The sequence below is a fragment of the uncultured Clostridium sp. genome (genome assembly GCF_947039605.1).
Classification (GTDB): Bacteria; Bacillota; Clostridia; order Clostridiales; family Clostridiaceae; genus Sarcina.
On sequence record NZ_CAMQZG010000038.1, the window covers coordinates 1 to 12,880 of the forward strand.

A 12,880-nucleotide genomic window follows, 5' to 3' on the forward strand; every position below is an offset into this window, starting at 1 on the left:
ACTTATAGAGTTTATGGTTCAAAGGCAAAACTTGTACATTATTATGATGATGGTGAAAGTAAAGCTTATAAAAATGATGAGTATAACTTACTTTCAATAAGTTTTGATAATGAAGTAGAAAGTATAAAATACATCAATAAAGGAATAAAAGAAAAAGGTAAAGAATTTATCATAATGTTTTAAGTTAGTATAAAAATATAAAATAAAATCAAAACTTAGTATAATATATACAAAAATATTATTATACTAAGTTTTTTTATTTTTAATCATATAAGATAGTAATAATGAGGTTTAGACAGAAATTATATACTAACTTTTAGTTTGATAGAGCTATATAAATAGTTATATAAAATAAGAGTATAAGCAAAAGAGAAAACAATAATTATTAGTGGGTTAACAAAAGCTAGGTATAAACATACCAAGACTATATTATAAAAGTTGAATATAGAAAGTTTTAGCTTTTTAAGCCCATTATAGTTTGATGTTAAAACTGAACTTATAGAAATAGAAATTACAAATAATATACTGTAAAAAGGGTTTCTAAATGATATACAGAATATAGTATTAATTATTAAATATATCAAAGCAGAAAAATATGATGTCTGACTTATAAAATCTTTAAGGGTTCCACATAAGGAAACTTTATTAAACAGCATAAAGTAATTATTATTAAAGATAGTTTTAAGTTGCATATTGATATATAAATATAAAAGGATATAAAATATAATTCCATAGTCTTTGAAGAAAAGATTTAAAGTTCCAAATCCTATAACTAAAATTAAAAATACAATGTTCATAGATAAAGGTCTATTTTTTATTGATTTATAATCTTTGATAAAAAATGAAAAGTTCTTTTTTAATCTAAAAAATATATTCTTATTAGTATTTTTAGAAATATCTTCTATAGTCTTAGTAGACGGTAAAATTTCAGAGCTATCAATTCTAGTAGCATTATCAGTTTTTATCATTCTTTCAAAGTCATACATATAGCTATATAGAGGAATTAACCTTTCTAAATTCAAATTATCAAAGCTTGTATAAACTAATTTTATAGCTACAATATACTCTAATAGTATTAAATAAATATTAGGATGCAAAAGCTGTATACCAAGAAATAATATAAGTACTATCTTGTGATTTTTAGAATTAGATTTGTTGTAGAGATAATATTTAAAGTTAAAACTACAAGGGATAATAAGTAAAGCTGCTAGGACACTTATAAAGTTTGCAGAGTCTACATAAGAGGCTATAGTATAAGAAATTGCTACTACACCAGTTAGTAAACATATATTTTGCTGAATTAACTTTGCTATAGCAATTTTCTTAAATAATTTTTTGTTTCTTAGTAGGTAAAATATATCTGGCTTAGAAAAAATAATTAAAGTATAAGAAGAAAACATATAAAATAGTAGTAGAAGCATAGTACCTATAGGAAGAATATAATTAAAGTATTGATTTACTGAATCAGGACCGATTACTGTTTGTCCATAAAATATTATGATAGCTAAAATTCCAAAAAGAACAGCCAAACCAGTACCATAGAATTTAAGCATATTAAAGAAATACTTTCTTAAATCATTAAAAAATCCTTTTGATTTATACTTACAGATTAGTTTTAATAAATATTTATCCATTGTAACCACCCTTAATTTTTAAGTAGATATTCTCTAGACTATCTACATTATATTTCTCTAATAAGGTACTTATAGATTCCTCTTCAACTACAGTTCCATTATCAATTATAATAACCTTATCACAAATACTTTGTGCAATATCTAAGAGGTGAGTAGAAATCATAACAGAACTTCCCGTAGATTTAAGACTAATAAAATATTCTTTTAATACTTTGATTTGAACAGGATCAAGACCAGTAAAAGGCTCATCAGCAATCATTAGCTTAAACTTTTGCAAAGCTCCAAGAATAATCATAAGTTTTTGCTTATTCCCTTTAGATAATTCATCAGGATACTTATTAAGATGCTTTTCAAAATCAAACTGCTTAACAAGGTTTTTATACTTTTGATTAAAATCATCTATATCATTACTAAAGATGCTACCAACAAAACTTATGTTATCTAGACAAGTAAGGTCCTCGTAGAATATAGGCTCATCAGGAATATAAGCAATTTTATCTTCTATATCAAAAATAGAATTATATACTTTCCCATCAAACTGCATAACACCAGAATCATGACGAATCAATTTTAGAATAGACTTAATAGTACTTGTTTTACCAGCACCATTCTCACCAACTAGTCCAACAATTTCTCCTTTTTTTATATTGAAATTTATATCTTTTATAGCAAAATTCTCACTATATGATTTACTTAAATTTTTAACTGATAATATCATTTTGAAATCTCCTTCTGATTTAATACTATATTAAGCTATAAAGTATTATTAATTATAGATACTTTTTATTAGCTTATTTAAATTATAAATTATATTACAAATATTGACAATATAGGCGTAGTTAAATAAAAGATATGGTAATTCAACTAGCAGTTAAATTATCTTACTTTTTATTTTGAAAATTCAATTTCGATATTATATTTGATAGACAAAGATTTAAACATATCTAAAATTTTATCAAAGTTCTCTATGTAGTTTGGAATAAATGCATATGGATAATTGTAGTAGGTATATCCATTGTATCTTGAAAAATATCTTATCCCTTTTAGTTCAATTCCCTCAGGTAAATATATGATTTTTTCAAGTTTATCAAGAAATATTAGACAAGTTTCATGAGTCTTTTTAAAGTGGTAACCGTGAGCTTTACTATAAGTAGATTCAAAATAGGTATATTCATAGACAAGTTTTTCATTTTCAAAAAAATCTAATGCTATAAAAGCATAAATTCCTTTTGCATCTTGAATACTTAGGTGTCGCCCATTTTGGAAATCTTTTAAGTTATAGTTATTAGCGAGAAAATCTGCTGTAGTGAGTTTTTCTTTTTGTATATATTTATATTTATAGTTAAAAAGAAAAATAGGAAAAAGTAAAAGTATAAATATTAGCATTTTACTTGCTACAAAGAGTAGAGAAAGCCCTATACTAGAGCATATTAATAATTTATCAAAATTAGTTAAATTGGTAAATTGTTTTTTATCATTACTGCTTTTAATACTTAAATTAGATACTAGCTCATTTACTTTATCTACAGTAAATATAGTTTTATAAATTTTTATAGGTGTACCTTTATAAAAATTTGATTCATAGCGTAGTTCTTTAATTTTATCTTTAAATTTTATCAATTAATGTTATATCTCCCTTTAAATATTATTTTGGTTTAATTTTAAAATAAAGAAATGAAGTAGATATATCAAACTTATTAAAGAATACAAAATTAAATTAATTTCTCTCTAATATAAATTTCAGCTTTAAATAAAATTGTAAAAAGGTAATAGCTGTATTAAAAAAATAGTATGTTTAAAAAAGTTTTTCATATAATTTATTATGGGAGGGATGTATAATGAGACAAATATTTATAAAAGCAAAAATTAAAAAACTTAAAAAAGCATTTGATAAATTGAAGTTAGATGAGTGTGATGATAAGATAATGGCACTTGAAATAAAAAAAGATGTTGAAAAGATTTGTAATATAAACTTAGATAAATTAACTATTGGTGAGAGTAAATTTATAAAACAAACTATAATTAAGTTTAATATATTTACAAATAAAGAGAGATTTGAAAAAAATAGAGTAGGTTCAATAATGCTTTTAGTAGCTATAACATTGCCTATATTTATATTAGTAGAAAAGTTTATAAATGGAGTTAGTAATATAGAGATTGCTGGAATGGAAATGGTGTTTTTCTCAATAATAACAATAGCAATGTTTATTCCTTTATTTTCAGATTTGAAAGAGATAAAAAGTTTGTTAAAAGATATGAAACAGTAATGATATAGAACTTGAGATGTTTTCTCAGGTTCTTTTTGTTTTAATAAAACTTATAAGCTATAGAATATAAAAAAATTAATCTAAATAATAAAGAGGATTTTAAATATGTTATGTAGAATATATATAACAAAGAATTTGAAAATATTACCAGATAAAATAATAAAGATATATAAAGAAAGGAGCATGAAGAGATTGAAACTTAAAAAAATAAAAATTATAGCACCACTTGCTCATTTTAAAGTACCACTTCAAGGAAAGTTACAAAAAACTTATAATAAACCACCAATTTCATCTGTTGTTGGGATACTTCAAAATATATTTGATGAAAAGATAGATGATTTTATTTTAGGATTCACTTTTAATTATAAAAATATTAGTACAGAGTTTAATAAAATATATAAAGAAGTTGATGGAAGAGAAAATACTTATACAAATAGTAGAAGGTTCAAAGGCGATAATTTTATAACAGAGCATTTAGTTGATACAGAGTTAATTATATATACAGATATTGATAAGGAAATAAATTTAAGTGAAACTTTAGTTATGGGAAAAACAAATTATTTAGCTACTATAACAAATTATGAAGCAGGAGAATTTGAAGAGGTATATCTTATAGATAAAAAGGGATACGGTTACAATCAATGGACTGATATGAATATAAAGTCTGGAATGCCAATTAGAATAAATACTCTAACTAAGTTTAATTCAAGTAAATGTGCTTATGATTATAAGATGGCACTTGTTAAGAATAATAAAGAATTTGAGTATGATAAATTTTATGATGAAAATGAAGAACAAAATATATTTTTATGGCACTGGAAGGAGGGAGAAATAAATGCAGTTAGATAGAAAGATAATTAAATTTTTAGTTACAGAGGATAAAGTCTTAAATTACAACTATCAATATGCTTTGATGCAAGAAATGTATAAATTAATGGCTATGGTAGATAAAACTAGAGCGCAAAGGGTACATAATATTGGATTTGAAGTTGATAACAAAAAATATAAATTATTTAATTTCCATGTGTATTTTGAAGGTGCTAAATATGCCAGAGGTGGGATAGAAATTAAACAGGGAAGTATAGTAAAGCTAACTATTAGTGGAGTGAATCAAGTTCTAAATTTATTATTCAAAGGTATTTTAAAGGCTGGAGAATTAAAAGTAGATAATTGTAAATTAACTCTTAAATCAGTTGATGATGATAAGAAATTTAGATTTAGTAAAATAATGCTTTATAAAGTAAGAAATCCAATTGTTGAAACTACTTTTAATCCTAAAACTAAAAAAGCAGAGTTTCTAAATCCTTGTGATATGAGATACTATGAAGCGCTTGGGAAAAATCTTTTAAGAAAGTATGAAGCTATCTACAATAAAAAATATGAGGGGGAATTATTTTTTGAGATAGAAGATTTCTGCAAAATAAAACAAAAATTTATAAAAGATATAAATAAAGATGGTTTTGTTATAGGCTTTACAAATTTTGAATTATATATCCAGGCTGATGCTGATATGCAAAAAGTAGCTTATAACTGTGGATTAGGGCAAAATAATTCAATAGGAATGGGGAATATTTCTTACATATGTGGGAGGAATGAGTAATTATGAAAAGAACTTATGATGTATTTGTTGATAATGGACTTTTTATATTAGCTTACTATTTAGATAAAGAAATAGAAGAGATTACAATACAAGATATAGAAAGTAATGTAGAGAAGATGTCTGAGAGAATATTTTCATTTACTGGATGTGAGAAATATTCAAACCTTAAAAGCATGGTATTCCCTAATTCGGCATTAACACAAGGTGGAAAAAAAGCAAAGGATTTAAATGATAAAATTAAAGAAAACTTCAATTTAAAAGGAACTGATATTTGTTGTAGATGTGGAGAGGCTAAGGCTAATATTTTTAATAGTATTAACAAAACTTATGTCCCAGGGATAGTTTCACTTACAATGTATAACTATTCTAATAATTTGCAGGGTGTGAATATCTGTCCTCATTGCTTAGCTTTAACAGTTTTTTCTATACTTAATTGCAGGGTTATACAAGAGGTTATTTTATATAATCATACAGATAATGATTTTATGTATGATTATACTGAAAAAATTCAAGAGCAAAACAATGGAGATATTTCGTTAAATGTATCAAAAGATAAAAAAAATGAATCTACAAAAGTAGATTTAATAAAAGAGATGTGGGGTATTAAAGTAAATAAATATTATAATGGCTCTCTAGAACAAGTAAGGTTTAATAATATAGGGCTTGGAATGCCTACATTTGAAGTTAAGACTTTAGATGATAAAGATATTGAGATGTTTAATAAGTTAAGTGCGAAAAGATTGTGGGATGAATTTATAACTCCAGAATATTATTTACTTATAAATATGCTAGAAGGGAGAATTACAGAAAGTTATACAAAGAATATCATTAAGTTTGATAAAACAAATAATAGGTATGAAATAAAGTGTAGCAAAAAATTATTGGAGTTTTTGAATAAGGAGGTAAATAGATTGGATAGTAAAACTATTGCAGTAATAGATAAAATTTGTGATGGAATAGTAGAACTTAAAAAAGTTCAAGAGAGTTATAAAACATTGAGATACTTGCCAGAAGGGGTAGGAATATTCGAAAACTTTCTTATGGATACATTAAACAGTTACTTAGATTTAAATGGTGAAAAATTATTTGATTCTGATGAAATAATAATGCTTACAAATAGAATGAAATATAGAAGAATAAAAAATCTAATGATAGTTAAATTAATTGAAAGAATGTAGGGGGTAGAAAAATGGAAAGTAAAAAAACCAAAAGATTTTTAAATATTGGATACGGAATAGAAGTTATAAATGGTAGACTTTCAGGAAGTGCTAAAGATGTTGAAAAAAGTGATTCAGATAATACAACTTTTGTTAAAAAAATTAATGGAAAAGGTATGCTATCAACAGTATCAACTAAGTGGAATATGAAACAGTTTATGGAAGAAGTTGATGGGTTAGAACAATCTAAAAAAGTTATGCAACCAGGAGAGAACGGGAATAAAAGTAGAATTATATGCGATCCAAATCCAGCAAAGTTTGCTAATGATGATATATTTGGATTTATGATGGCTATCAAAAAAGATAGTATAACAGAAGAGGATTATAATGCCTTAGATGAAAGTTTAAAATCTCTTTATCAGACAAAAGGAAAAGGGAAAACTTTAAAATATGAAAAAATAGGTTCAGGAACAATGAAAAGAAAATCAAGATTCCAAATGAGTCCTGTGGTAGCAGTTGGAACTGAAAGAGTTAATAAAGAATGGTGTGTATCAAAAGATGAAGCCGGAAAAAATTTACCTCTAACTATTGAAACATATGCAGGTGTAAGCTATGGAATAGCTAACTTAAATTTAGATGAAGTAGGAAAGTTTGTTATAAGTGATGAAGATTTAGAATTTAGAGATTACTCAAAAGTAGCAGCAGAAAATTTAGGTATAAAAGAACTTAAAAATGATGAGAAATTCACAAGAATAAACTCAGCACTTAGAGCATTAGAGTATTTGGCAATTAAAGGAAATCAAAATAACTATTTAACAGACACAAAGCCAAAGTTTGTGATATTAGGAGAATATTCATGGGGAAACAATGTATTCCAAGGTTTACTTAATAAAGATGGAATAGATGTAGAAATGCTAAGACAGACACTAGAAAAAAATGAAGAGTTTAGAGTAAGTAAGGTATTTATAGGAATAGATAGATTTAATGCAGATACTTACAATAAAATTGAAGAAGAATTACAAAGTATAATAAAAGAATTTAAGTTTGTAAAAATAGATAATGTTCATAGAACATTTAATGCATATAGAGGTTTTTTAGCTAATTCGTTGGATATTATATCAAAAAAAGAGGAAAATACCTGTAAATAGAGTAGTTAACTTTTAATTTGAAATTTTGAGGGTATTAATTAAACTATGCTAGATATAAAATTTGTAGAAGTAGTAGGCTCAGGGTATTCATATAATGTATTAATTAAACTATATTAGATACTAAAAAAATAAAAGGAGATTATAATCAAAGTGTTAAATAAAGAGATTTTAAAAGCTATTCAAAATAAATGCAAAGAGTATGATGCAAAACCTAAATCAGAAAATAAAAGTATATTTGATCATAATCAAGATTTAGATAAAGTCAGAGTTATTATAGCAGACATAGTTGACTTAGATGAGGTTATGAATAGTAAGTTAGATTTAGCTTGTCAATTGCATGATATAGGAAAGGCTATTGAATTTTTTCAAATTTATCTAGAAAGCAAAATAAGAACTGTAAGGCATGAGATTCATAGTGCTTCTATAAAAGGTTTAGATGATGATGTTAGACTTGCTATCCTAACGCATCATAGAGATTTAGAGAAACTTCGTGAGAATATAGTCAGGGAAGAATATCAAGATGAAATGAATGAGTTATCAGAGAAGTTTGGAATTGAATTTGAGGATGTAACTGATTTTATAGATTTGTGTAAAAGTAGAAGAGGTAAAAAAATAGTTGCTAATTTGGATAATATAATTTTGAAAGGTTTACTAAATTACTGTGATCATATGGCTTCAGGTGGAGTAACTGAAATAGATAAAGGGTTAAATACTATAAAAGAATTTAAAATACCAGATGGAGCTAAACATAATTCAATTCAAAAGTCAGTAATTACATTACAAGAAGAAGTTAATATTTTAATTATGGCTATGACAGGACTTGGAAAAACTGCAACGGCAATGTTTTGGAGTGATATAGTTCAAAATGCAAAAAAGAGTAAAAGAATATACTATATACTTCCATACACAGCTAGTATAAATTCACAGTATAAAGACATGGACAAAATGGGACTTAGTGTTGCAATGCTTCATAGTAAAGCAGAATATTTTTTAGGTAAGTACAAAGATAGTTTTACTAAAGAGGACTATAAACAATTTAAAAAAAGTACAAAGCAAATAAATATTTGTACTATATTCCAGCTTGTTAAAGCTATGTTTAGATGTAAAAGGTTTGAAATGCTACTTGCTCAAATGAAAAATTCTATTTTTATAGTAGATGAAATTCATTGTTTTGATATGAAAGAATTAAGTTATATCTTAGAAATGCTTAAATGGCTTAAAGAAAATTTAGGGGCTAAAATTTGTATTATGAGTGCTAGTATTCCAACTTGTCTACAAGAAGTTATAAAAGAAAGACTTGAAATAACAAATATTATAACTTCAGATAAAAAGGATTTGAAAGTAAGACATAAAATTCATAGGGTGAAAAAAACTATACTAGATGATTTGGACAAAATTGAAGAATATTTAAAACAGGGTAAACAAGTTATTTTATGTGTAAATAATGTAGAAACTTCGCAGGAATTATATGAAAGATTTTCAGAAAAGTATCAAACAAAACTTATACATGGAAGATTTAATGCAAGAGATAGAGAAGTCGCAGAGCAGGGATTAAAAACTAATTTATTGCTTATAGGAACACAGGCAATAGAAGTATCACTTAATATAGACTATGATGTAATGTTTACTGAAGTAGCCCCATGGGATGCTTTACTACAAAGATTTGGTAGGATAAATAGAAAAGGTGAAAAAGGGATAGCAGATATATTTATTTATGATAATATCAAAACTATTTATGCTAAAACTTTAATAGAAAATACAGATAAAGTAATAAAAGAAGTTATAGAAAGTGACAAAGGGATAATTTTAGAAGAGAAAGTTAATTACTATCTTGATAAAGTATATGTAAAATTTGATTGGGAAGAATATAATAAGTATATAGAATCATTTGAAATGCTTACAAGAGGATTAAAAGTTGGTAGTTATAATAAAGATGTAACTGATGATATGTGTGGTTCAGAAACACTAAGTATTTTACCAGCATCTTTATATACTGAATATGTAGACTTAGTAAAAAAGAAAAAGTATCTTGAAGCAGAAGCATTAAAAGTAAACATAAGAAAAGTAAAAAAGTTTAGAGATAAAGATTTGTTTGATTACAATGAAGAATATCATATTTATATAGCAAACTATAAATATAATTCTAAAACAGGATTGAAATTTACAAAGGATATAGAAGAAAAGTTCTTATAAAAATTAAATTTGCAGTAGACCTCCTTTTTTTAGTAGATGCTTTAGAGTAAGTTATAGCAACACTCTAAAGGTGTTTTTCTAGGAATAATAAAAACAACACTGGAGGTCTACTGCAAAAGAAAACTGAAAACATATAAAATAGGAGCATTTTAGGGCTATAAATGGCTTGAAATGGTAAAGTTTTATGATGAAAAATTGGGGTATTAATTAAACTATGTTAGATATAAAGATTAAATATCATCAGCGCTAAAAATATATTGAGTAGGGTATTAATTAAACTATGTTAGATATAAAGGCTAAAAGAGTTAATGAAATAACTCTAGAAGGTACAAGTATTAATTAAACTATGTTAGATATAAAGTAACTTACAGTCATAGTCCTTTTTTTATTATATTGTATTAATTAAACTATGTTAGATATAAAGTCGTCTGAATAACCTTATTAATATTATCTTTATCTGTATTAATTAAACTATGTTAGATATAAAGAGTAGTTCTCCAAAACTATCTATAAGGCAATCCATCGTATTAATTAAACTATGTTAGATATAAAGGAAAGCGTCAGTTTAGCAGCAGAAATTTTGATAGCGGTATTAATTAAACTATGTTAGATATAAAGTTGAGAGGCGTAAATGCAATTTGAGATACTGTACTATTGGTATTAATTAAACTATGTTAGATATAAAGTAAGGAATGAGACTTATTCCTCTCACACCAAACTTAGGTATTAATTAAACTATGTTAGATATAAAGTCACTTAGCATAGTTTCAATTCTCACTATCCTTTCTGTATTAATTAAACTATGTTAGATATAAAGCTAAGCCAAGTAGCAGCATTTGTATCATATTGATTTGTATTAATTAAACTATGTTAGATATAAAGAAGTGTCTATCGTTAATATATACTACTACTTTATTTCGTATTAATTAAACTATGTTAGATATAAAGGCTATCATCAAACTCTTCTACTGCTTCTTTAAGTTCGTATTAATTAAACTATGTTAGATATAAAGGTTCTAGAAAGTGTAGTAGGAATGATAAATAATTTAGGTATTAATTAAACTATGTTAGATATAAAGCTTTTTTATATCAATAAGGTAGGAAACTTTAAAAGAGTATTAATTAAACTATGTTAGATATAAAGTAAAGATCTTCATCTTCATCCATTCCAGAATAATCTGTATTAATTAAACTATGTTAGATATAAAGCATAAAGAGTATTGCCAAGCTATGATATTTTAAATCTGTATTAATTAAACTATGTTAGATATAAAGACTAAAGATACAACACCTACTAATACACCTGGATTTTTGTATTAATTAAACTATGTTAGATATAAAGCCAAGTCCTTTTACTTTAGCTCTTTTAATATAAATCTGTATTAATTAAACTATGTTAGATATAAAGATAGATAAAGGAATGAAGATATTAAAGAGGTTATTAAGTATTAATTAAACTATGTTAGATATAAAGGTATTTAAAAGACCTACTTGTGCTTGGAACCCTTCAGGTATTAATTAAACTATGTTAGATATAAAGTTAATGAAGTCTATAAGCTCTTGTTTTTTCATAGGTATTAATTAAACTATGTTAGATATAAATGATAAAATTATAAAGATAAGTATAAATTAAACTATTGTTAGACAAAATGAAAGGATACTGAAATTTATCAGTATCCTTTCATTTTATATATCAACAGCTCTCTTTTTCAAATATTATTTGATAAGCAGATGGATAATACATACTAGCATTATTTGCAGGCTCAACAACAATCTGTTTTAATCTCCATCCATTTTTTGCGTTTTCATTAATGATTTCTTTGCATTCCTCAAAAGGGTTACTTTTTTTTATTTTAAATCCTTGTTTTAATGCTACTTCTACAAATTTATATTCAAACATTTTAGATTCCTCCATTTTAAAAATTCTAACTATATATTTGATTGTTTTATATTATAACACAATTATTTATTGCTTTATATTCTTTTTTCATTTAATAATTACATAAAAATCTAATAATGATATAGTCTCTTTTGTTTATCTAATTTTAAAATCAATCAGAACATTTTGCATAAATGTACTTTAGTTTATATATTTTATTTAAGTTTAGGATTTAAACTTTGTATTCAAAAATATAATTTGATATACTTAAAGTAAATAAAGTTAGAGGTGATAATATGGGAATAAAAGAATTTAATGATATAGTTTATACATTAGAGGAATTTTTCGAAGTAGAAAATACTAGCGATGAAATATTAGAATTTATAGATGGATATATTTATGCTAAATCTTTTTCTTCTATGAATCATAATACTATTGTAAATAGAATTAATGCGAAAGTAGATAGCTATCTTACTGGTAAACCTTGTAGAGTTTTTTCAGAGCAAATAGAAGTTGTTTTGGGTAAGGATAGAGTTAAGCCAGATGTTTTTGTTGTATGCAAAGAAAAGGGAAAAGATAAATTTCAAACACTTGGTCAATCAGTATTAACTATCCCGACATTAGTCTTTGAAATAGTATCACCTAGCAATGCAAGTTTAGATACTGTTGTGAAAATGGATTTATATGCTAAACATGGTATAGAAGAATATAATTTGGTATATCAAACTGGAGATATCCATCAATATAAATTAAGTGAGTTTGGTTCTTATTATTTAAATAAGTCATATAGATTTGATGATGTATACAAAAGTTTTGTAATGGAAAATTTAGAATTTAAAATAAATGATATTTTTGAAGCTTTAGATTTATAAAGATAAGTATTAATTAAACGATTGTTAGAAAAAAATAAGAATGAAAGGATACTGAGATTTGTCAGTATCCTTTCATTTTGTGTTATATATTAAATTCTTTGTATATTTTTGCTTACATATTCAAATACTA

The 12,880-nt window shown here is 25.0% G+C and carries 12 protein-coding genes and 1 CRISPR repeat array; of the genes, 8 read left to right on the forward strand and 4 right to left on the reverse strand.

Annotated features, from left to right (window positions below):
* Window positions 1-183: DUF5110 domain-containing protein (locus Q0V24_RS12915; RefSeq protein ID WP_297522149.1), on the forward strand; the 183-nt coding region annotated here is incomplete at its 5' end.
* A gap of 119 nt (window positions 184-302) precedes the next feature.
* Here the strand turns inward: Q0V24_RS12915 and Q0V24_RS12920 are convergent.
* The 3 genes from Q0V24_RS12920 to Q0V24_RS12930 form a co-directional block, all read right to left on the reverse strand.
* Window positions 303-1,634, reverse strand: a complete 1,332-nt coding sequence (locus tag Q0V24_RS12920; protein WP_297522151.1) for a hypothetical protein — start codon at window positions 1,632-1,634, stop codon at window positions 303-305.
* Entirely contained in the window at window positions 1,627-2,352 is a 726-nt protein-coding gene (locus Q0V24_RS12925) for an ABC transporter ATP-binding protein (protein ID WP_297522153.1), read from the reverse strand. The genes Q0V24_RS12920 and Q0V24_RS12925 overlap by 8 nt, the downstream gene beginning before the upstream one ends.
* Window positions 2,353-2,522: 170 nt before the next feature.
* Window positions 2,523-3,254: a hypothetical protein gene (locus Q0V24_RS12930; RefSeq protein WP_297522155.1), complete on the reverse strand. Its 732-nt coding sequence runs from the start codon at window positions 3,252-3,254 to the stop codon at window positions 2,523-2,525.
* Window positions 3,255-3,472: 218 nt separating this feature from the next.
* On the opposite strand from Q0V24_RS12930, the gene Q0V24_RS12935 reads away from it, so the two are divergent.
* The 6 genes from Q0V24_RS12935 (at window position 3,473) to cas3 (ending at window position 9,999) form a co-directional block, all read left to right on the forward strand.
* Window positions 3,473-3,901, forward strand: coding sequence for a hypothetical protein (locus Q0V24_RS12935; RefSeq protein WP_297522157.1), 429 nt, complete (start codon window positions 3,473-3,475; stop codon window positions 3,899-3,901).
* A 192-nt stretch (window positions 3,902-4,093) separates the two neighbouring features.
* A complete protein-coding gene (gene cas5, locus Q0V24_RS12940; protein WP_297522159.1) occupies window positions 4,094-4,750 on the forward strand; it encodes a CRISPR-associated protein Cas5 in 657 nt (218 codons plus the stop codon).
* Window positions 4,737-5,501, forward strand: coding sequence for a CRISPR-associated endoribonuclease Cas6 (gene cas6, locus Q0V24_RS12945; RefSeq protein WP_297522161.1), 765 nt, complete (start codon window positions 4,737-4,739; stop codon window positions 5,499-5,501). Before cas5 ends, cas6 begins: the two co-directional genes overlap by 14 nt.
* 2 nt (window positions 5,502-5,503) lie before the next feature.
* Window positions 5,504-6,679 (forward strand): hypothetical protein, encoded by a 1,176-nt coding sequence (locus Q0V24_RS12950; RefSeq protein ID WP_297522163.1) that lies wholly within the window; start codon window positions 5,504-5,506, stop codon window positions 6,677-6,679.
* 11 nt (window positions 6,680-6,690) lie between these two features.
* Window positions 6,691-7,806, forward strand: a complete 1,116-nt coding sequence (locus Q0V24_RS12955) for a DNA repair protein (protein ID WP_297522165.1) — start codon at window positions 6,691-6,693, stop codon at window positions 7,804-7,806.
* A gap of 150 nt (window positions 7,807-7,956) precedes the next feature.
* Entirely contained in the window at window positions 7,957-9,999 is a 2,043-nt protein-coding gene (gene cas3 / locus Q0V24_RS12960) for a CRISPR-associated helicase Cas3' (protein ID WP_297522166.1), read from the forward strand.
* A 200-nt stretch (window positions 10,000-10,199) separates the two neighbouring features.
* A CRISPR array of direct repeats spans window positions 10,200-11,650; the repeat unit is 29 nt; unit sequence GTATTAATTAAACTATGTTAGATATAAAG.
* A 42-nt stretch (window positions 11,651-11,692) separates the two neighbouring features.
* Here the strand turns inward: cas3 and Q0V24_RS12965 are convergent.
* Window positions 11,693-11,899: a DUF4177 domain-containing protein gene (locus tag Q0V24_RS12965; protein ID WP_297522169.1), complete on the reverse strand. Its 207-nt coding sequence runs from the start codon at window positions 11,897-11,899 to the stop codon at window positions 11,693-11,695.
* Between the two features lie 275 nt (window positions 11,900-12,174).
* On the opposite strand from Q0V24_RS12965, the gene Q0V24_RS12970 reads away from it, so the two are divergent.
* Window positions 12,175-12,750: a Uma2 family endonuclease gene (locus Q0V24_RS12970; protein ID WP_297522171.1), complete on the forward strand. Its 576-nt coding sequence runs from the start codon at window positions 12,175-12,177 to the stop codon at window positions 12,748-12,750.
* The last annotated feature ends 130 nt before the right edge of the window (window positions 12,751-12,880 follow it).